The organism is Viridibacillus sp. NPDC096237, from assembly GCF_050278625.1.
GTDB lineage: Bacteria > Bacillota > Bacilli > Bacillales_A > Planococcaceae > Viridibacillus.
This window is the reverse complement of sequence record NZ_JBNNTI010000018.1, coordinates 40,545-62,329: the sequence shown is the minus strand read 5'-3', so window position 1 is coordinate 62,329 and position 21,785 is coordinate 40,545. Positions and strand designations below refer to the sequence as shown.

The following is a 21,785-nucleotide window of genomic DNA, read 5'->3' as shown; positions in this document are numbered from 1 at the left end:
GCTCCTTCTTACATATGAATTGCATTGCCATCAACCGCTAATGCCGCTTCTCCAAGTACTTCGCTTAATGTCGGATGTGGATGGACACTATGCGCAATTTCCCAAGGCGTTGCATCTAACACCATTGCAAGACCCGCTTCAGCAATCATATCTGTTACATGTGGTCCAATCATATGCACTCCCACAAGATCGTTAGTCTCACTGTTTGCTATTATCTTCACAAAACCATCTGACTCTCCGTAAACAAGTGCTTTACCAATTGCTTTAAAAGGAAACTTACCAATTTTAATCGGAATTCCCTCTTTTTTTGCTTGTTCTTCAGTTATACCAACACTGGCTGCCTCTGGACTTGAGTAAATACAACGGGATATCCATTTGTCATCTACTTTTGTAGTTGCTAATCCTGCAATATGCTCTACTGCGTGCATACCTTCATGGGAAGCAACATGTGCAAGTTGCAACCCGCCAATGACATCCCCAATGGCATAAATATGAGATTCCTTCGTTTGAAAATGATTATTTGTTTGGATAAAGCCATTATCTACAACTATCTCTGTATTTTCTAACCCTATTCCTTCTACATTTGCCTGTCTACCAACCGAAACAAGTATTTTGTCTGCATTGTAACTTTGCTTTTCACCGGATACTTCTGCCTCAATTGAAACTTTATTATTTGCGATTGACAGTGTTTCTGCTAATACTTTTGCAGAAGTTACAAATTTAATCCCTTTATTCGTTAATAGCTTTTTCATTTCTTTTGAAATATCTTGATCTTCTGTTGGTAGAATGCGGTCTGCATATTCAATAACAATTACCTCAACACCAAAATCATTTAACATTGATGCCCACTCAATTCCAATGACACCACCACCAACAATAAGAATGGATGACGGAAGCTCTTTTAACGCAAGTGCTTCATCAGAAGTAATAACAAATTCACCGTCGATTGTTAGCCCTGGTAAAGTACGTGGTCTAGAACCTGTTGCCACAATAACATTTTGAGGAATAAGCATCTCATTTTCTTCTCCACTTGCCAGTTCAACTGAAATTGTCCCTGGCATTGGTGAGAAGATAGAAGGTCCAAGAATTCGACCAGTTCCTTCATAAACGTCGATCTTGCCTTTCTTCATTAATGCTTGCACACCTTGATGTAATTGGGCCACAATTGAATCTTTTCTTTCTTGCACTCTACTAAAATCAAGCGTTACTTCTCCTGTATTCACTCCAAACGAAGAAGCATGATTCTTTGTTGTCGCGAAGACTTCCGCACTTCTAAGTAATGCTTTACTTGGAATACAGCCTTTATGTAAACATGTACCCCCTAGCTTTCCCTTTTCAACAACGGCTGTTTTCAACCCAAGCTTCGCTGCTCGAATTGCTGCTACGTAGCCACCTGTACCGCCACCTAAAATAACCACATCATAGTCCTTAGCCATTTAAACACTTCCTTTCATACCGCCATGTAAAACCAGTACTCTTACAATATAACATTTTCGTAGTTGACATTCCCCAATGCCAGCCTATTAAACTCACAAACTTATTTGCAGTTCGTAAACTTTTCTCCCATTATAAATCCGTTCAGAAATGAAGTACCCCTACCTTATTTCTGAACGGCCCTTTAATTATCGATTAGATAAGATGTGCTTTCCATTTTGCAAAAATGTACTACGTGATTTTGCCATTTTCTCAATGCGTTCCTCTGCTAATCGGTTAGCGGCTAAATAAGTTGGAATCCCATCGCGTTTTGCTATATCTATTACTTTCTCTATATTATCGTAAATTCCTTCTACACGCTTCATCGCACGATCACGGTTATAGCCATACAATTCATCCGCAACATTGATAACGCCACCAGCATTAATAACATAATCTGGTGCATAAATGATGCCTTCGTTATGAATAATATCTCCGTGTCTTGATTCTTTTAATTGATTATTAGCTGAACCTGCAATGACTTTAGCTTTTAGTTGTGGAATAGTTTCATCATTAATAATTGCACCAAGTGCACATGGTGCAAAAATATCTACATCTTGAGCATAGATATCTGATGGATCAACCGCCATAGCACCAAAGTCTTCTACTACTCTATTTACAGCGCTTTCATTTATATCTGTTACGATTAATTGCGCGCCTGCTTCATGTAAGTATTTGCACAGTGTGTATGCTACGTTACCTAAGCCCTGTACAGCAATTCTCTTACCTTCCAAGTACTCACTACCAAATGCCTCTTTAGCAGCAGCCTTCATGCCCACAAATACACCATATGCAGTTACTGGTGAAGGGTTACCCGACGATCCAAATGCAGGAGAAATACCTGTTACATAATTAGTTTCTTCATGGATCAAATCCATATCTGCAACAGTCGTACCAACATCTTCAGCTGTAATATATCTACCATTCAAACCTTGTACAAATCTCCCCAGTGCACGGAACATTTCTTCATTTTTATCTTTTAAAGGATCTCCGATGATTACTGTTTTTCCTCCACCAAGATTTAGTCCTGCAGCTGCATTTTTATAAGTCATGCCACGTGCTAGGCGCAGAGCATCTTCAATTGCATCTTCTTCTGAAGCATATGTCCACATACGTGTACCACCAAGTGCTGGCCCTATAGTTGTGTCGTGAATAGCAATTATAGCTTTTAGCCCTGAAGTCTTATCTTGACAAAATACTAGCTGTTCATAATCATATTTCTCCATATATTTAAAAATCTCCATTGTAGTGCCCCCTTTGATATGTTGACCAAACTCTTTAAATTTGATATTCATCATCTATTAACTTAGTTTTCTAGGTCACTATAATATTAGCAAGAAGCGTGCCAAAATATAAAATGCCAAAATGCTATATTTGACAACATTTCGGCTTTTTCACCGACGCAAAAATTTGCACAGTATGCAGTTTTTTGCATGCAACATTATGCAAGATTGTATTTTTCTAATTTATAATACAAACTACGGATAGATATCCCTAATTTTTTTGCAACTCGCATTTTGTTGTTTTGGCTTTCTATTAATGCTTGTTGCAATATTTGTTTCTCCGTTTTTTCGAGCTGCTCCGCGAGAGTTCCTTCATAAAAAGGTTTTTCAACGATAATTTCCTGATGCAAGGAATGGAAAAGTGTTTTAGGTAAATGTCTTTCCTCTAAAACAATTTCGTTTGATTGCATGAAAATCATTGCACGACTTAAAACGTTTTCAAGTTCTCGTACATTCCCTGGCCAATCATGCCCTATTAATAGCATTAAAGCGTTTGAAGTTACTTTATGAATATTACGTCCATATTCTTGATTTAATTTAACAAGAAGACGATCTACTAAAGGCGGTATATCTTCTTTTCGTTGACGTAGCGGTGCTATATGAATGGGCATCCGATTTAATCGATAGTATAAATCCTCTCGGAAAGTACCATCTGTCAACGCTTTTTCCATATTCACATTCGTAGCGGCTATGATACGTACATTTATCGAAATCGGCTTCGTTCCACCAACTCTAACAATTTCACCCTCTTGAAAAATTCTCAATAGTTTAGCCTGCGTACTTAAGGACATTTCTCCAATTTCATCTAGAAAGATACTTCCTAGATCTGCTTCTTCAAATAGTCCACGCTTACCTCCACGCTTCGCTCCCGTAAAGGCTCCTTCTTCATAACCAAATAATTCACTTTCTAGCAAATGCTCAGCAATTGCAGCACAGTTTACCCGTATGAATTTATTGTAAATACGATCACTCGCAGAATGAATGGCATGAGCAAACAACTCTTTACCTGTACCTGACTCTCCGCGTAAAAATACTGTAACAGGTGTTTTTGCAGCTAGTTTTGCTTGTTCAACGGAAATGCGCATTTCCTCAGAATCACCGATAATATCTTCAAATGTATATTTAGATTCTAGCTTTCGAATAATCGTGCGCGCTCGGTCTAACTCTTTCGTTAAAGACCGCATTTCCGTCATATCATGAATTACACCTACACTTCCTTTTAAGCTATCATTTACAACAACAGGTGCAACATTTACAATGACTTCACGTTTGTTAGGACCTAATCGCATGTTCACACCGCGAATGGGCTTTTTCGTTTGCAAAACTTTTAAATGCATACTCTCACCTTCAGAAATATCTATCGTTGCAGGTTTCCCTAATATTTCTTCCGGTTTTAATCCTGTAATTCTAGTATATGCTGGGTTAACGAGTATCCCTCTACCTTCCTCATCCACTACAGAAATAGCATCATCGCTTGATTGAATAATCGCCTCTAACATCATTTGAATTTCTTTTAAATTTGTTATTTCTTCTGCTAAATTGACGACCTCTGATATATCTTTGAATACGGAAAATGCGCCAATTCGATTGCCATTACCATCAATCATTGGAAATCGTGAAGTGACAATTTTCTTTTCATTAGACAATTTCAGTTCTTGATTGATTTCTGCTAGTCCTGTCTCAAATACACGTGGTAGAGCACTATCAATAATAATATCGTTAATATGTTTACCTATCGCTTGTTTGACAGTAACTTCCGTCATACGTGCAGCACTTCTATTAAAGAAGATAATTTGACCTTGTGGGTCGATGCCAATCATACCCTCTTCTATTGAATTGAAGATGATTTGCTGTTTATATGCCGCATGTTGGGTTTTATTTATGTAAAAATCTTTTTCATTCAACAATTGTACAATTAAGTAAGCAATAGCTCCAGGAATAAGTGCTGTACGTTTCGGCAATACCAGAAGCAGTTCTTCAAATACAGCAGGCTCCCCTGTGACATCAACCACCATATCAATCTTATCTGTTAAAATGGTTCGCCAATCCTGCTCCGTAGCAATACCAGCCTCTTTAGCTAGCACAATTCCTGGTGCATCCTTACGTATATCTACAATCGCAACCGTGCGAAGTTGTTCTGAGTTGGATAATAGTTGTAGTATAGCTGTTCCGCCAGCACCGGCACCTATAATTAGTATACTTTGCAAGGAACTTCACTTCCTTTCACAATATCGTGCAATTTATTGCATAATTCTATGTAAGTTCATCATATCTGAACTTTCTTTCCTTGACAACGCTTCTCCAACAGGTAAAAATGAGTATAGATTAGAGGAGTGAAAGTATATGGCACGTTTTGCAGCGTTTATCGTATTACTTATACCTGGTTTAATGGCTGCAGGTGGAATTAAATTAATGCGCGACACATTATTTGCTAAGCTTGTGGATCCAATACCATTTCTTTGGTTGCAATTCATCATTGGCATTGTCCTTTTTGTCATTGGATTCGGCTTTTTTGCAGGTTTTCTATTGCATCGCGATCGAAAAAAAGGAAAAGTTTCAGCTAAATTTGCAAACCAAAAGAACGCTGACCGTTAATGGTCAGCGTTCTTTTTTTGTACTCCTCGTACTCTTTCAGGAAAATCCGTAATCCAGCCAACAACAACTTTATGTGGATTTTTCAAAAATTCTTCATCACCCGTAATATTGTAGAAACGGCACTTTTTTTTAGCTAATAGACAAGCAGCCAAATAATCAGGTCTATAATAGCGTGATTTGTTGGCATGAATAGCATCTATATATGGAAGGTTTTTTAGCTGATGCCAATTTAACTTTCTTGTGGCAATTAGTGCTGTTTCAATATGTTTGTTCACTTTTTTTGCTTGTTCTAGAACTTCCAAGAAAAAAGATGAAAAATGCACATTTGGTAGGTGGGCACATTTCTTTATCACAATTTCTAGCACAAAAGGATTGTCGATAAAGGATTCTTTTAATTCGATATTTAACGCGATTGGATTTTTTTCTACCCATGCGATCAGTTCATCTAATGTCATCATTTCCTGACCTGAGTATCTACGTGTAAAAGGTCTACCTACTCGCAGTCTTTTTATTTCTGCTAAAGAAACATTTGTTACTAAACTGCGTTTTCCTGTCACTCGACGTAAATCTAAATCGTGCGTCACAACAGGAACATCATCCCTTGTAATTTGCAAATCTAACTCAATACCATCTGCATTCAACTCAATAGCCTTATTGAATGCTTTGAGTGTATTTTCCATCTCGCAAGCAGAAGCGCCTCGATGTGCAAACACTAGGGGTCTAGGCATTGATTTCGCCTTGCTCTAATTTAAAATTACCACAAGTTTGTGTATTTAAAGTCGTTGATTTTTTACCAAGTTGAATAAATGTTCCAGGATAAGCTTCTTTTGTAACTTGAATCTTTTCCGTTCCCATACTTTTTAATGATTGTAAAATAGTTTGCACCTCTTTATCAATCTTAGTTAACTCGTTTTCTTTTTCTTGCAACTGTACTTTTGAATCCTCAAACGCTTTTCGCTGCGCACCATTCATCTTATCTACGAAATCTAACAATGGCGTGATGCGAGCTTTAATATTTAAAATATTCGCTTCTAAAACTTTCATCTCTTCAGCTTTTTCTTTCACTATTTGCATACTTTCTTTTCGGTCCGGCATTGTAATAACTAATTCTGTTTTACGCTCTAAACGATTGCCAGAAATAGCAGTAGTAATAGTATTAGTCGCTTCTGCACGCCCACCAATAATTTTACCTTTGTACTCATTAACTAGTATACTACTCGCTTTTAAATTGGATCCAAGAGCGTATGATCCAATATGTATATCACCTTTTGCAATTAACGTACTCTCATTTGTATGTTTAACAAAGATATTTCCACCTGCGCGCACTACAGATTCACCGTTACCAAAAATACCGCCACGAATATACACATCACCATATAAAGATTCGATTAATTTCGGACTTGTAACGCCTTCAGGACCATCAATTGAAATATCACCTGTTGCTACTACAGAATAGCCAGAAAGTACCGTACCTCTAATGCTAATAGATCCATCGAAATTTAAATTTCCTGTTCCAACTCCAACATCCTTTGGAACCGGTAGATGTTTTTGAACTGACATGAATCCATCTGAATCATCCAAAACCCCACCCTCAGTTGCATAGATTGTCACTTTTCCGTCCTCATCAACTTTTTCATACACAGTTTTCTGATCATATTTTATCGGAGCGTCTTTACCTGGTAATGCAGGAATGCTTTCGCCAAACACATTCTTTCCTTGTTCGCCTAAATCTGCGGGAATTTTCTCTCCTAACCATTCATGAGCTTCTATTTCAGAGATAAAATTCATATCAAAATAATCCGCTTTCCCATCTTCGCGGATTGATGGTTTTCTCTCTGGCTGTTCTATATATGTAATTTTTGCGTTTTTTCCTGGTTTAGCTGGTGTCCCAATTGCAACTACAGTTGGTTTTCCTGATAAAACTTTATCTAGAGTTAAATCTACAAAACCATGCACTATTCCCATATTATTAGCAAATTCTTTAATTTGTTCCTGCATTTTAGTACCATCTTTAAAGACTGTTGCTGGATCTTCATGGACATACATGGTTGCTGTCATACGATCCCGAGAAGTTACAATTTCAATAGGCGGCAACCAATTACCAATTTCCTCAAATTGTTCTGTCACTGTTGCAGTGACTTTTCTTAAAATAGCAAAGCTCGACAGTTTAATACGTGGATATTTCTTCAAAATACTGTCGAATTCTTTTAGAGGAAATCCTTCCCCCACTGTCTTTAAATATACTTTTTCATTTTCTTCTTTTAAAAAAATATAATCATTTTCAAAAATTAACACATTTTTTCCCCGTCCTTCAAAACGATAATATATATCTATACTTATTATCGTTTTCATATTGTTTTTTTACAGAACAACGCCAAAAAACCGCTCTAAAAACGGACTTTGATAACATAAATATTATTAAATAGGCATACTTTCGTAAGATTCTTTATAAAGTACTAGAGAAATAGACCCTATCTTTCTATTTATTATATCAATAAAATAAATAGATCCTCTATAGATTTATACTAAATCGAAGTTGCGAAGGTGGATCAGTAACTATTTAGGTATTTTATAACACCAAACATATATAGTGTTATAGTATCATGTTTTTAGAATATTAGCGTATCAATTTACAAAATAATACTATGTATCCAATAATTTTTCTATTAAAAGAAGTCACATCAGATTTCCACGTCTGGATGAACTTGTTTTTTAATACATTTTCCTAGTAGGATAGCACTTTCAATTCCATTATATATTACCTATAATCACCTGATTATAGCTAACATTCCCTGTAAAATCATTTCCCCTCTAATTCCTCAAACACTTGATGCACTGCCTTATATGTAATGATAATGATTTAACCTTTTCAACATCCACAATTTCCAACTCCTATTTTAGATAGTTGACGAATAATGTTAATATCTACTCAAGCAATTTAATGTCTATGCTAATAAAGGTTTAGCATCGTAATGTAAAATTATCTAATTGTAAATCGAATTCTGTAATCCGCCTCTCTTTTGAATGCAAAAAACACACCTCCAACTTAATCGAATTTTTGTAAACTCAATAAATGAAAGTGCGCTAGTATTTACACGCTTATATTCAGTTAATTATAGGTTATCTGTAAATAATTTTGCAGTGACAACTGACAACTACCTTATGACCCAGATTTATCAATGTCCTAACCCTTTCAACTAGCAACCATTTCAATACGAATTTTATCGGCAATCATGGCGATGAATTCGCTATTAGTTGGTTTGCTCTTTAAGTGATGGACAGTATAACCGAACATTTTGGAAATAGATTCATAGTTTCCTCGGTTCCAAGCGACCTCAATGGCATGACGAATTGCACGCTCTACGCGTGATGACGTTGTATCAAATTTTTTCGCTATATCTGGATATAAAATCTTAGTGATTGAACCTAGTAACTCGACATCCATATATACCATTTGAATAGCTTCTCGTAAATATGCATAGCCTTTGATATGAGCTGGCACACCAATTTCTTTTATAATACCTGTAATCGTTGCATCAAGTTGACGTTGATCCATTTGTTGTGGTTGTGACCCTTGCAGCACGCTTACACGTTTTGTTTTTTCTGTTTTATGACCCGCGCATTGTAAAACTTTTGAAACAAGACGATCAAATTCAAAAGGTTTTAACATGAAATAAGAAGCACCTAAGTCCACCGCTTGTTTCATAACATCCTCTTGTCCGAATGCAGTTAACATAATGACTTGAACATTATTATAAATTTCGTTTTCATGCATAACTTCCAAAACCGCTAAACCATCCAGGTGAGGCATGATAATATCTAATAATAGAACATCCGGTACTTGTTCCTCTAACATTTTCAAACAAAGTTTGCCGTTAGGGGCTGTTCCGATGACTTCAATTTCTGGGTTATTTTGTAGATACATCTCTAATGTACGAACTAACTCCCGATTATCATCTGCAATTGCAACTTTTACTTTTCGCATTATTATTTCCTCCTTTGTGCTTGCGCTTCCGTTAAACACGATCAAAACCGACAAGATGAATTAAAGTAAACTCGTTTTTGATACAAAGTGGATAATTCGACTTTTTTGCATGAATACCTTTTATTCTTAAAAAAATAAGTATGTAGACATAGAGATACTATGTATTTCGACAGTATTCATTCATACTAAACAATTTGTCGATTATTTGTCACTTTTATTGTAACAAAAGTAACAGTGAAAAAGAATGCTTTTTATCACATATTCTTTTCAATATAAAAATTTCTATAAAAAATTGCTGCACCACCTTCCCCGGTGCAGCGTATTTTTATGGATTTATAAAAGCACTTTCTTTAAGATGGTTGCTTTTTCAACATCTCTGTAAGAGGTATAGCTGCTCCCTTTTCCGGAGTTTCGATATACATATGTGTGACAGCTCCTACAAATCGCCCGTTTTGTATAATCGGACTTCCGCTCATACCTTGTAAGATGCCTCCTGTTTTCTTTTTCAACTGCGCATCTGTCACTTCAAATTGCAATGTTTTGTCATCTATTTTGGTAATTTTCACATCAAATGCCTCTACTTTTTTACCTTCAATAGTCGTGAGCAATTGTGCCTTACCAGCTTTTATTTCAGAAGGTTGCATGATTTCCATAGGTTTAGGTAAACCTTGTTCTAAAGCATTCGACCATTTTCCAAATATACCGTACACATTATTTTCGGCTATACTACCTAATTGTCCAGCATTATGTTCAATTGATGATATTTTATAACCTGGTTCACCAGGTACACTCTTTTTTATTTGTTCGATGGATGCATAGAAAATTGATCCGGACGAAAATTTAGGTGGTGCTGAAACAACAGAGTCGATAATTTGATGACCCAATGCTCCGTATTCCTTTGTTTCTGGGTCAATAAAGGTTAATGTACCAATACCGTCAGTTTGATCTCTAAAGAAGGATAACATAGGTTTAAGCTCTTCCTTCTTTATCTTAATATGTTCTGTTTTTTGCTGACGTTTTAGCTTCACATCCATTAATTTACCTGAAGAACTAACAAATAGCGATTTTACTTCTTCAAGCGTTCTCACTTGTTGAGAATTGATCGTCTGAATAGTATCTCCAGCCTTCAACCAAGTACCGTTTTTCAGGAGCACATCATTTGTTAAATAGACATTTTGAAGCTGTAGTTCCACACCTATTGAATGTCCCATCGGAATTAAGCTTTTTTCGGCAGAAACACCAAATGGTAGTAGCAAAATGGCAAATAACAATGCGACAAACTGCATGACATAACGCATTTGATTTTTCATTTTTCACCTCCTCATCGTCCTTTTACTATGGCTTTGTTTTAGCATGTTATGTACGGTAAATATTTGAGGTGAATTGGATGATTGGAGAAGGTGGAAGGTTTTACATCGAAATTTTTTTAAAAACAATACATATGTAAAAAACTGCCCGCCCAATTGGTTGGGACAGACAGTTTCCTAATTAAATGGTCATTGCTTCTTTGCGACAATTAGCTATTTCCACCAATTCTTTTGCATGTTGGAATGTTAACTCTGTCACTTCTGCGCCAGACATCATACGGCTTATTTCATCGATTCGCGCATTATCAAAAATTTCAGTAAGTGATGTCACTGTTCGATAAGCTTCTTCATGTTTTTTAATATAATAATGGTGATCAGCCATCGCTGCAACTTGTGGTAAGTGCGAAATACAGAGCACTTGAGAATGCATCGAAATAGCTGAAATTTTTTCAGCAATTGCCTGAGCAACACGTCCACTGACACCTGTATCTACTTCATCGAAAATTATTGATGTAATACCATTGGTTGAAGAGAAGATGGTTTTTAATGCTAGCATCATACGGGATAATTCCCCGCCTGAAGCAATTTTCGTTAATGGTTTTGGTGGTTCACCAACATTAGTTGCAATATAAAATACAATACGATCTAACCCATTATGATCAAACTGATCTGCAGCTAGAGGTTCAAAATGCACACTAAAGTCTGCTTTTTCCATATATAACGCACGTAGCTGTTGCATAATGGCATCACTAAGTTTACGACCGGCTTTTTTACGAACAGCTGTTAATTTCTCTGCTGTTTGCAGTAAATTTTCTTTCAATTCATTTAATTGTTGTTCGTTTTTTTGCATATTTTCATCGCGATTGATTAGAGATTCCAGTTCTTCTCCAATTTTTTCACGATAAGTTAGAATGTCCTCAAGTGTAGCACCGTATTTACGCTTCATCGATTGGATTAAGGCTAAACGTTGCTCTACTTCGTTCAAACGCTCCGGATTAAACTCAAGGTCATCTAGTATGTTTTTAATTTGAAATGCTGCTTCTTGTAAAGAATAAAAGGCAGCTGATACATTGTCAGAATGCTCTCTAAAGCCTTCATCTAATGTAGCAACTTCTTCTAAATCGGTCATAGCTTGTCCAATCCAGTCCAGTCCTCTAGATTCACCCAGAATGGCTTCATGCGCTGTATTGGACCGTTCATAGATCTTATTGAAGTTCATCAATCGACGACGTTCTTCTGCTAATTCCTCTTCTTCTCCTGCTGTAAATTGGCAAGCGTCAATTTCTTTAATCTGAAATGAAAAAAGATCGATTTTTTGAGCTACTTGCTGTTCACCGAGAGATATTGCAGCAAGTTCCTTTTTCAGTTCACGATAAGCTGAGTATTCTTCACTATAACGATCTTTCAATGAATCAATGTCTGGACCCGCAAACTGATCCAATAAAGAAATATGTCTCTTATCATCCATTAATTCTTGGCTTTCATGCTGACCATGAACATCGATTAATGTTGCGCCTATTTCACGCAATAATGAAAGAGGAACGAGTTTTCCATTAACACGACAAACACTTTTCCCATTGTCATTTAAATCTCGACGTAAAATAACCATTCCTTCTTCAATTTCAATCCCAGCTTCTGCACATTTTTGATAAGCAGAGTGGTTTTCAGAGGATATCGCAAAGAGCCCTTCAAGCTCGGCTTTTTTAGCACCATGTCGGATAAATTCCTGAGAACCACGACCACCAGCTAATAGCTGAACTGCATCAATAATAATTGATTTTCCGGCACCTGTTTCACCAGTTAAAACTGTTAACCCTTCAACAAAACCCACTGTTAAGTCTTCAATAATTGCAAAGTTTTTAATCGATAGCTCTCGTAACAAGACAACTCACCTCAGATTACAACATTTCAAGTAAGCGATTTTTTATTGATTCGCGTTGGGATTCCTCACGACATAAAATCATGATTGTGTCATCCCCACAAATAGTTCCTAATATTTCTGTCCAATCTAAATGGTCCAGTAATGATCCTATTGCATGTGCATTTCCTGGTAATGTCTTCATCACTAGGAAGTGACTCGCACCATCAATGCTTACAAACGCATCTGCTAACGCACGGTGTAGCTTTTGAATTGGATTGAAGCGTTGATCTGCTGGTAAGCTGTATTTATAACGACCATCTTGAAGAGGTACTTTGATTAAATGTAATTCTTTAATATCTCTAGAAATTGTCGCTTGCGTTACATGATAACCTGCTTCTTTTAGTAAATCCACCAAATCATCCTGTGTTTCAATATCATTATTAGCGATCATGTCGCGGATTCGAATATGACGTTGGCTTTTATTCAATTTTTTCACCTCTATGAATAATTATGCTCTTCTTTTTATAACCGTAACATCGATTATGTAAAATCACAAGAAAAAAACACGGCCCAAAAGAATGGGCCGCGTCATTTAAGTTGTTGATGTGCCTCACTCACCAAGGTATTGAAGTCTGTAAATGATTGCAGCTCTTCTCCTTGGTGTGGGTTGTACAGATGGAATAGAAACTCAATATTCCCTTCTCCACCTGTAATCGGAGAATAGGAAGCATCTTTTACCACAAATCCAACTGATTCAGCGAATGTTGCAATAGATTCTAATACTTCTAAATGTATTTTCGGTTCACGGACGACACCTTTTTTTCCAACTTTGTCTTTCCCAGCTTCAAACTGTGGTTTCACTAGTGCAATAACATCTCCACCAGGTACTAACAACGATTTCAACACAGGTAAGATCAGTTTTAGAGAGATGAAGGATACATCAATTGTTGCAAATTCAGGTAAACCTTCTTCCAAGTCAGGTGCTGTGACATAACGGAAATTTGTACGTTCCATTACAGTTACTCGCCCATCTTGACGGATTTTCCACGCCAGTTGATTGTAGCCTACATCAAGTGCGTAGCAATGCTTCGCACCATTTTGTAGGGCACAGTCAGTAAATCCACCAGTAGATGAACCGATATCTAACATTAATTTATCTTGTACAGCAACATCAAAAATATCTAATGCTTTTTCTAGTTTTAAGCCTCCACGACTTACATAGCGTAACTGTGAGCCTTTAATAGTGAGCTCAGAATCGACCGGTATTTTCTCACCAGGTTTATCTAGGCGCACTTCATTTGAATACACTTGCCCTGCCATGATGGTACGTTTTGCTTTTTCACGTGTTTCACATAGTCCTCTTTCAACAAGAAGAATATCGACACGCTCTTTTTGTATTTTTGTTGTCATTATGCATTTAAACCTGCTTGCTCTTTATTGTCTTCATTAACTAATTGTTGAATGCGTAGTACGGTTTCTTCAGCAGTTAAATTAATCTCTTGAAGTAACATATCGACACTACCATGTTCAATGAACATATCAGGAATACCGATACGATCAATTTGTGTGGTTGAATAATGATTGTCATTCGCAAATTCTAATACTGCACTACCGAAGCCGCCTTGCAATACGCCCTCTTCAATCGTTAAGATTGGTTTTTTACTTTGCATTATGCAATGTAACATTACTTCATCCATTGGTTTGATAAAACGTGCATTGACGATTTCAACTTGTATACCTTGTTCAGCTAAAACATCAGCGGCTTCTTGTGCCATTGGAATGGTCGTACCGAACGTTAATATCGTTGCATCCTTACCTTCACGAAGTACTTCCCAACTACCAATTGGTAAAGCTGTAAGCTCAGTGTCCATTGGTACTCCTAAGCCATTACCACGTGGGTAACGCAGAGCGATAGGACCCTCATTATAGTCAATAGCTGTTTGCACCATATGCTGGCCTTCATTTTCGTCTTTTGGCATCATAATGACCATGTTTGGCATATGGCGTAAAAAGGCAATGTCAAAGACGCCTTGATGAGTTTCGCCATCTGCACCTACTAATCCAGCACGATCAATTCCAATAAACACATTCAAATTTTGACGACAAATATCATGTAATACTTGGTCATAAGCTCGTTGTAGGAATGTCGAGTAGATTGCTAAAAATGGCTTCGTTCCATCTGCTGCCATACCAGCTGCCATTGTTGCGGCATGTTGCTCTGCGATACCAACATCAAACATACGATTTGGGAATTCACTAGCAAAGCCTTCTAATTTAGAACCAACAGGCATTGCAGGTGTAATTGCTACGATTCGTTCATCGACGCGAGCCAATTTTCGAACAGTTTCTGCAACTAAACTAGACCAACCTGGAGCAGTTGTTTTTGGCTTTACAAGATCGCCTGTTTCCATTTTATAAGGGCCAGTTCCATGCCAAGTTCCAACTGTATCGTTTTCAGCTGGCAAGTAACCTTTCCCTTTTTTTGTAATAACATGGATTATTACAGGGCCTTGCATTCTTTTTGCGTTTTGTAATGTTTCTTCTAAAGTTTCAAAGTTATGACCATCAATTGGACCAAGGTAAGTGAAACCTAGTTCTTCGAAAAACACACCCGACACGAGTAAATATTTTAAGCTATCTTTAACCCGTTCTGCTGTAGCAGCTAATTTACCACCAACTGCAGGGATTTTTTTCAATAGCTGTTCTAATTCATCTTTGGCTTTGTTGTAATTATTCGCAGTACGTAAACGTCCCAAAACATTATGCAGTGCACCTACATTTGGTGCGATTGACATTTCATTATCATTTAAAATAACAATCATATTTGTTTTCTCATGGCCAATATGATTTAGAGCTTCTAAAGCCATACCGCCTGTTAAAGCACCGTCACCAATAATAGGGACAACAAAGTTTTTATCGCCTTTTATATCTCGAGCTGCTGCCATACCCATCGCTGCTGAAAGAGATGTTGAACTATGTCCGGTTTCCCAAACATCATGTTCGCTTTCATTGCGTTTTGGGAAGCCACATAACCCTTTATACTGACGTAGCGTATCGAATTGATTGGCACGACCTGTCAAAATTTTGTGGACATATGCTTGATGTCCTACATCCCAAATAAATTTATCTTGTGGACTATTGAACGCACGATGCAAAGCAATAGTTAACTCAACTACGCCAAGATTCGGACCAATATGACCACCTGTTACAGATAATTTTTGGATTAAAAACTTTCGAACATCTTCACTTAAATCTTGAAGTTGTTTCGTATTTAAGTCTTTCAAAAAGGATGGACTAGATATTTTGTTTAAATCCATCGCCATCACACACCTTTTCATTAAAATATTCATCGCACAATGTTTCACCTATTATAACAGTGTTAAACAATTGTACAAACTAAAACAGCCATTACTTGTTACGATGAACAATATAATCAGCTAAGTCTTTTAGTAGACTGCTTTCCGAAGGCAGTTTTTCAAGCGCTTTTATCGCAAGGTTGTAATGCTCATGCAACTTTTCTTTGGCGCCTGATAATGTAAGGAGTGCGGGGTAAGTGCTTTTATCACTTGCAACGTCTTTACCAGCTGTTTTCCCTAGCTGTTCTGTTGTACCTTCAATGTCTAAAATATCGTCTTGAATTTGGAAAGCAAGACCGATATGATGAGCATATTCCACTAAGATTGCACGTTCTTCTTTTGTGGCATTTGCTATAATGGCACCTGACTCGATACTAAAACGAAGAAGAGCTCCTGTTTTATTGACATGAACTTTTTCTAGTTCTGACAATGTTAATTGTTTTGTTTCGCCTTCGATATCTAGGATTTGTCCTCCGACCATACCTTCAGCTCCAGCTGCTTCACTTAATTTATCTATTAACAGTAAACGTGATACCGCTGGAATTTGTTGCATACGAGCAAGTATACCAAATGATAGTGTATTAAGAGCATCTCCAGCTAGTGTTGCAAATGCATCTCCATATACTTTATGGTTTGTTAATTTGCCTCTGCGGTAATCATCATTGTCCATGCTCGGTAGATCATCATGAATCAGTGAATACGTATGAATCATTTCAATGACAGCACCTACTGTAAATCCATCATCATTGCGAACATTGAAATGGTCCATAACAGCAAGTACAAAAAGTGGTCTTACTCTTTTACCACCTGCATTTAATGAATACAGCATGGATTCTTTTAACACTGCTGGCGCTTCAATATTCTTAACCAGTTCTTGCATACGTTTTTCAACTGTTGGTATATTGGTTGCCATAAATTCTTTTAAAAGCTCTGTCATTTACTTTGTCCCTCTTCCCCTGTTGGTTTAAAAGGCTTTTCGTTGCCATTGTCATCCATAATCGAGATCAGTTGCTGCTCTGCATTTTGTAATTGATCGTGGCAAAACTGGGATAATTTCATCCCTTTTTTATATAAATCGATTGCATCTTCTAAAGGTACTTCACCTTGTTCAAGTTGGTGAACGATTTCTTCTAGTTGTTCAATTGACTTTGCAAAAGATTGTTTCTTTTCAGCCATTATTCTTCTCCCCTCACTTTCATTGTTATGGACGTAATTTCAGCATTCGCCTGACCATCTGGAAAATGAATGGTCAAATTTTGTTTTTCTTCTATTTGCTGTACTGATTTTACTACTTTTCCGTCTTGATAAACGATGCTATATCCACGGTTCATGATTGTTAAAGGATTTAAAGCTTCTAAAGTACGAATGATGGACCTGAATGCATCTTGTTGCTTATTGATTGACTGCACAACACTTTTATCAAGCTGCGTGCTCAACCTTGCTACATGTTGCTGTTTATATCTCACTTCTTGTAGTGGCGTATTCATTTGTACACGATTTGCTAATTGTTGCAAAATTGCCTTCTTACCTTTGATATAGTTCGTCATTTGTGCTTGTAACTGCTCATCTGTACGACTTAACTTCTCTACAAACGGACGAAATAGACGGTCTGGATATGCGATCGGATAAGATTTCTGTAACCGCTCTAATTGACTTCTTTCATGTCGAATTCGCGATTGTGTCAGTTGAAATAGTTGTGACCTCCGTGTCGATAAATGCTTCATTAAGTCTTCGCTATTCGGTACAGCCTTTTTTGCAGCGGCTGTAGGCGTCGCTGCCCGCCAGTCTGATACGTGGTCCGCAATAGTAGTATCTGTTTCATGCCCTACACCACTAATGACAGGTATGTCACTTTCAAAAATGGCCCTAGCAACAATCTCTTCATTAAACGCCCAAAGATCCTCAATTGAACCTCCACCACGTCCGACAATTAAAACATCGATTTCGTCCATAAGGTTTGCTTGCTTTATTGCTTTTACAATACTAGGTGCTGCTTGTTCTCCTTGCACGAGTGCAGGGAAAATCACAACATCTGCTAGAGCGTAATGTTGCGTAATCGTTGTACAAATATCTCGTATGGCTGCTCCAGTTGGCGCTGTAATGACACCAATTTTGCGTGGGAATGTTGGTATCGCTTTTTTATGACTTTCATCAAACAATCCTTCTTTTAAGAGTTTTGCTTGTAGTTGTTCAAAGGCGATATGTAAACTACCTACACCGTCTGGTTCCATTGATACTGCATACAACTGATAACGTCCACTACCTTCATAGACATTTACATCTCCACGAATAAAAACCTTCATGCCATTTTCAGGTTCAAATTTCAGACGATTGGCACTCTTCGCAAACATCACTGCTGCAATTTGTGTTTTTTCATCTTTCAATGTGAAATAGATATGGCCAGATCCTGTATGTTTTTTAACATTTGATAGCTCTCCTTTTACAAAAACATCACGTAAATGAGGATCAGCATCGAATTTCTTTTTAATATACTTTGTTAGTGCTTGGACAGATAAATAAGGTGTACTTGTCAACAGCCTCAAACTCCTTATCCGAACGTTTTATCAAAAATTTGATTTCATAAAAAAAGCCGTCTTTCATCAGAAAAACAGCTTCTGCGTTACTATATTACCTGTTTTGAGCTCATTTGTCTTGAATAAACTTCTTTTTCGCCGATTGCAATGTATTAAATAACAACATTGTTATCGTCATTGGGCCAACACCTTTAGGTACTGGTGTGATTGCTGAAACTTTATCAATAACTGAGTCAAAATCAACATCGCCGCAAAGTTTATTATTTTCGTCGCGGTTAATACCTACATCAATAACAACAGCGCCTTCTTTTACATGCTCAGCACCAATCATTTTCGCACGGCCTGTGGCAACTACTAAAATATCAGCTTGTGTAGTCATTGCAGCTAGATTAGGAGTTTTAGAGTGACAATAAGTCACTGTTGCGTCTTTTTGTAGTAATAGTTGTCCCATTGGAACACCAACAATATGGCTTCGTCCAACGATGACAGCGTGTTTACCTGCAACGTCTATATTCGCATATTCTAATAACTTCATCACACCATACGGCGTACAAGGTAAATACGTTGGTTGACCAAGCATCATTTTCCCTACGCTTTCTGGATGGAAGCCATCTACATCCTTCTCAGGAGAAATAGCTGCGATGACGTTTTGTTCATCAATGTGTTTTGGAAGTGGTAATTGTACTAGAATGCCGTCAATTGCTGAATCAGCATTTAGTCTGTCAATTTCGCTTAATAATGTTTCTTCTGAAATATCTGCTGATAACTCGATAAGTACTGAGTGAATACCCATTTGTTCACATGATTTCTGTTTGTTTGAAACGTATGTTTTAGAAGCTGGATTGTCCCCTACTAATATAACCGCTAGACCTGGTGTAATACCTTGTTCTTGTAAATCATTCACTTCTTGTTGAATAGATTGTCGAATTGTATCTCCAATTTCTTTACCATTAATTAGCTTACCTGACATTATTAATAACACTCCCAAATTTAACTTAGAATTTATTATTTTGCGTATTTTGATAATACGCCGTTTACGAAGCGGCTAGATTTCTCATCGCCATATGTTTTACTTAACTCAATAGCTTCGTTTAAAACGACATTCTTAGGTGTTTCTGGTGTATATAAAATTTCATAAACCGCTAAGCGTAAAATTGTGCGTTCAATTTTCGCTAAGCGAGGTAATGACCAATTTTCTAACTTTTCAACTAAAGATTTATCGATTTCTTCCATGTGTAGAACAGTACCTTGTATTATTTGATCGAAGAATGGCGAACTCTCTTCACCTACGATATGTTCAATTGCCTCTGTAACTGTTAACTCTGTATTTTCTAGTTGAAAAAGTACTTGTATCGCTTTTTCACGCGCTTCTCGTCGCTTCATTTATATAGTTCTCCTTTATACTACTACATTGGGGATATTCTGACATATTACCTATGTAAACAGGCCAATATGTTCAAAATAAACCCGAAATGTGAAGTGTTTCATTAAATATGCATGTAGCATTATCTTATCACATTTTTCGATTCAATTCATTGATTCCATTAACTTTTGAATAGTCAGAAAAAGCACCACTTCCTAAGAAGTGGTGCTTTTTGACATTATTCAGTTTTTGCATCGTTCACTTGATCAAATTGAATGCCGGTAATATGTACATTTACCTCTTGTGTTGAAAGAGATGTCATATTAAAGATAGCTTCACGGATCTGGGTCTGAACTTGATGCGCAACTTTCGCAACAGATGCACCATATTGCACAAAGCAATAAACATCTACGATTAAGCCCGTCTCAGTCCATTCGGTTTTAATACCTTTCCCATGAACCTTTTTACCGAATTTTTCTACTACGCCTGTAGCAAAGTTTCCTCTTGTACCAGAAACGCCCTCTACTTCTGTAGTAGCAATTCCTGCAATAACTTCAATAACTTCAGGCGCTAATTCAATCTTACCTAACTCCTCTTTACCAGCAGGAGTACTTTGCGGTAATGATTGTATGACTTTTTCAGCCATAGAATTCGCCCCTTTCTTATGAATTCATGACGTCATTTTCCTCAAGGAATTTCGTATTGAAATCACCTTTTTTGAATACCTCATGATCCATTAATTTAGCGTGGAAAGGAATTGTTGTTTGAATGCCTGGTCCTTCAACAATGAACTCACCTAATGCGCGTTTCATCTTAGCAATTGCTTCTTCACGTGTATCTGCATGTACAATCAATTTTGCAACCATTGAATCGTAGAACGGAGGAATACTATATCCTGGATACATAGCAGAGTCGATACGGACTCCGTAACCACCTGGTGCTATATAATCCTCTACTTTACCCGGTGAAGGCATAAAGTTTTTAGACGGATTTTCTGCATTGATACGACATTCCATCGCCCAACCATTCACTTTCACATCTTCTTGTTTATACACCAATTTCTCGCCTGAAGCAATTTTAAGCTGTTGTTGAACTAGGTCAATACCTGTAATCATTTCAGTTACTGGATGCTCTACTTGAATACGTGTATTCATTTCCATGAAGTAGAACTTGTCTTCATGATAATCAAAAATGAATTCTACCGTACCAGCACCGCGGTATCCACAAGCTAGTGCAGCTTTAACTGCAGCTTCACCCATCTCAGCACGACGTTCTTCAGAAAGTGCCGGAGACGGAGCTTCTTCAACAAGTTTTTGCATACGACGTTGAACTGTACAATCACGTTCACCTAGATGAATTGTATTGCCATAGTTGTCCGCTAAAATTTGGATTTCACAGTGACGGAAATCCTCGATGAATTTTTCTAAGTATACGCCTGGGTTACCGAATGCTGCAGCCGCTTCTTTTTGAGTGATTTGAACACCTTTAATCAATTCTTCTTCAGTGCGTGCTACACGGATCCCTTTACCACCACCACCGGCAGTTGCTTTAATGATAACTGGGTATCCAATACCTTTTGCAACTTCCGCTGCTTCAGTTGCATCTGCAACGATACCAGCTGAACCGGGAACTGTTGGTACACCCGCTTTAATCATTGAATCTTTTGCTATATCTTTAATCCCCATCATCTTGATGGCGTCAGAAGTTGGTCCAATAAAAGTAATGCCTGCATCTTCACAAGCCTCTGCAAAACTAGCATTCTCTGCTAAGAAGCCATATCCTGGGTGAATCCCATCACAGCCAGTTTTTTGAGCAACACTTAAAATACTGCTAATTTTCAAGTAACTGTCACTTGAAAGTTTTGGTCCGATGCAATATGCTTCGTCAGCTAATTGAACGTGAAGTGCATCACGATCCGCTTCTGAATATACTGCTACAGACTGAATATCTAATTCTTTACAAGCGCGAATAATACGTACCGCGATTTCTCCACGGTTTGCAATTAATACTTTTTTCATTTGGATAGGC

Annotated in this window: 19 protein-coding genes; 1 reads left to right on the top strand and 18 read right to left on the bottom strand. The window is 37.3% G+C overall.

What is annotated here, in order from left to right; all coding sequences use genetic code 11:
• Nucleotides 1-8: 8 nt before the first annotated feature.
• The 3 genes from lpdA to ACQKMD_RS11775 all read right to left on the bottom strand — a co-directional run bounded on the left by lpdA (nt 9) and on the right by ACQKMD_RS11775 (nt 4,963).
• Nucleotides 9-1,436 carry a dihydrolipoyl dehydrogenase gene (lpdA, locus tag ACQKMD_RS11785; RefSeq protein WP_427752266.1) on the bottom strand — a complete coding sequence of 476 codons (1,428 nt, stop codon included), beginning with the start codon at nt 1,434-1,436 and terminating at the stop codon, nt 9-11.
• 186 nt (nt 1,437-1,622) lie between these two features.
• Nucleotides 1,623-2,717 (bottom strand): branched-chain amino acid dehydrogenase, encoded by a 1,095-nt coding sequence (gene bcd / locus ACQKMD_RS11780; RefSeq protein WP_427752264.1) that lies wholly within the window; start codon nt 2,715-2,717, stop codon nt 1,623-1,625.
• Nucleotides 2,718-2,914: 197 nt separating this feature from the next.
• Entirely contained in the window at nt 2,915-4,963 is a 2,049-nt protein-coding gene (locus ACQKMD_RS11775) for a sigma 54-interacting transcriptional regulator (RefSeq protein WP_427752262.1), read from the bottom strand.
• Between the two features lie 136 nt (nt 4,964-5,099).
• Here ACQKMD_RS11775 and ACQKMD_RS11770 point away from each other — a divergent pair, with 136 nt between their 5' ends.
• On the top strand, nt 5,100-5,351 hold the full coding sequence (locus ACQKMD_RS11770; RefSeq protein WP_053416226.1) for a DUF2627 domain-containing protein: 252 nt from the start codon (nt 5,100-5,102) through the stop codon (nt 5,349-5,351).
• On the opposite strand, the gene ACQKMD_RS11765 is transcribed toward ACQKMD_RS11770, so the two are convergent.
• From ACQKMD_RS11765 to accC, 15 genes are all read right to left on the bottom strand, one after another.
• On the bottom strand, nt 5,348-6,079 hold the full coding sequence (locus ACQKMD_RS11765; protein WP_427752259.1) for a glycerophosphodiester phosphodiesterase: 732 nt from the start codon (nt 6,077-6,079) through the stop codon (nt 5,348-5,350). The genes ACQKMD_RS11770 and ACQKMD_RS11765 overlap by 4 nt on opposite strands.
• Complete coding sequence (locus ACQKMD_RS11760) at nt 6,072-7,646, bottom strand: DUF342 domain-containing protein (RefSeq protein ID WP_427752257.1); 1,575 nt, start codon at nt 7,644-7,646, stop codon at nt 6,072-6,074. Before ACQKMD_RS11760 ends, ACQKMD_RS11765 begins: the two co-directional genes overlap by 8 nt.
• A gap of 898 nt (nt 7,647-8,544) precedes the next feature.
• A complete protein-coding gene (spo0A, locus tag ACQKMD_RS11755; RefSeq protein ID WP_427752254.1) occupies nt 8,545-9,336 on the bottom strand; it encodes a sporulation transcription factor Spo0A in 792 nt (263 codons plus the stop codon).
• 350 nt (nt 9,337-9,686) lie between these two features.
• Nucleotides 9,687-10,646, bottom strand: a complete 960-nt coding sequence (locus tag ACQKMD_RS11750) for a SpoIVB peptidase S55 domain-containing protein (protein ID WP_427752253.1) — start codon at nt 10,644-10,646, stop codon at nt 9,687-9,689.
• A gap of 178 nt (nt 10,647-10,824) precedes the next feature.
• A complete protein-coding gene (gene recN, locus ACQKMD_RS11745) occupies nt 10,825-12,525 on the bottom strand; it encodes a DNA repair protein RecN (RefSeq protein ID WP_427752250.1) in 1,701 nt (566 codons plus the stop codon).
• 16 nt (nt 12,526-12,541) lie between these two features.
• A complete protein-coding gene (gene ahrC / locus ACQKMD_RS11740; protein ID WP_427752249.1) occupies nt 12,542-12,991 on the bottom strand; it encodes a transcriptional regulator AhrC/ArgR in 450 nt (149 codons plus the stop codon).
• A gap of 101 nt (nt 12,992-13,092) precedes the next feature.
• A complete protein-coding gene (locus ACQKMD_RS11735; protein WP_427752247.1) occupies nt 13,093-13,914 on the bottom strand; it encodes a TlyA family RNA methyltransferase in 822 nt (273 codons plus the stop codon).
• The gene (dxs, locus tag ACQKMD_RS11730) at nt 13,914-15,821 is read right to left on the bottom strand and encodes a 1-deoxy-D-xylulose-5-phosphate synthase (protein ID WP_427752245.1); all 1,908 of its coding nucleotides are present in this window, start codon (nt 15,819-15,821) and stop codon (nt 13,914-13,916) included. The genes ACQKMD_RS11735 and dxs overlap by 1 nt, the downstream gene beginning before the upstream one ends.
• Nucleotides 15,822-15,912: 91 nt before the next feature.
• On the bottom strand, nt 15,913-16,797 hold the full coding sequence (locus ACQKMD_RS11725) for a polyprenyl synthetase family protein (protein WP_427752243.1): 885 nt from the start codon (nt 16,795-16,797) through the stop codon (nt 15,913-15,915).
• A complete protein-coding gene (locus ACQKMD_RS11720; RefSeq protein ID WP_427752242.1) occupies nt 16,794-17,036 on the bottom strand; it encodes an exodeoxyribonuclease VII small subunit in 243 nt (80 codons plus the stop codon). Before ACQKMD_RS11720 ends, ACQKMD_RS11725 begins: the two co-directional genes overlap by 4 nt.
• The gene (xseA, locus tag ACQKMD_RS11715; protein ID WP_427752240.1) at nt 17,036-18,394 is read right to left on the bottom strand and encodes an exodeoxyribonuclease VII large subunit; all 1,359 of its coding nucleotides are present in this window, start codon (nt 18,392-18,394) and stop codon (nt 17,036-17,038) included. Before xseA ends, ACQKMD_RS11720 begins: the two co-directional genes overlap by 1 nt.
• 109 nt (nt 18,395-18,503) lie before the next feature.
• Nucleotides 18,504-19,364: a bifunctional methylenetetrahydrofolate dehydrogenase/methenyltetrahydrofolate cyclohydrolase FolD gene (gene folD / locus ACQKMD_RS11710; protein WP_427752238.1), complete on the bottom strand. Its 861-nt coding sequence runs from the start codon at nt 19,362-19,364 to the stop codon at nt 18,504-18,506.
• A 35-nt stretch (nt 19,365-19,399) separates the two neighbouring features.
• Nucleotides 19,400-19,777, bottom strand: a complete 378-nt coding sequence (gene nusB / locus ACQKMD_RS11705) for a transcription antitermination factor NusB (RefSeq protein ID WP_427752236.1) — start codon at nt 19,775-19,777, stop codon at nt 19,400-19,402.
• A 218-nt stretch (nt 19,778-19,995) separates the two neighbouring features.
• Nucleotides 19,996-20,403: an Asp23/Gls24 family envelope stress response protein gene (locus ACQKMD_RS11700; RefSeq protein WP_427752234.1), complete on the bottom strand. Its 408-nt coding sequence runs from the start codon at nt 20,401-20,403 to the stop codon at nt 19,996-19,998.
• Between the two features lie 16 nt (nt 20,404-20,419).
• The gene (accC, locus tag ACQKMD_RS11695; protein WP_427752233.1) at nt 20,420-21,775 is read right to left on the bottom strand and encodes an acetyl-CoA carboxylase biotin carboxylase subunit; all 1,356 of its coding nucleotides are present in this window, start codon (nt 21,773-21,775) and stop codon (nt 20,420-20,422) included.
• Between the last annotated feature and the right edge of the window lie 10 nt (nt 21,776-21,785).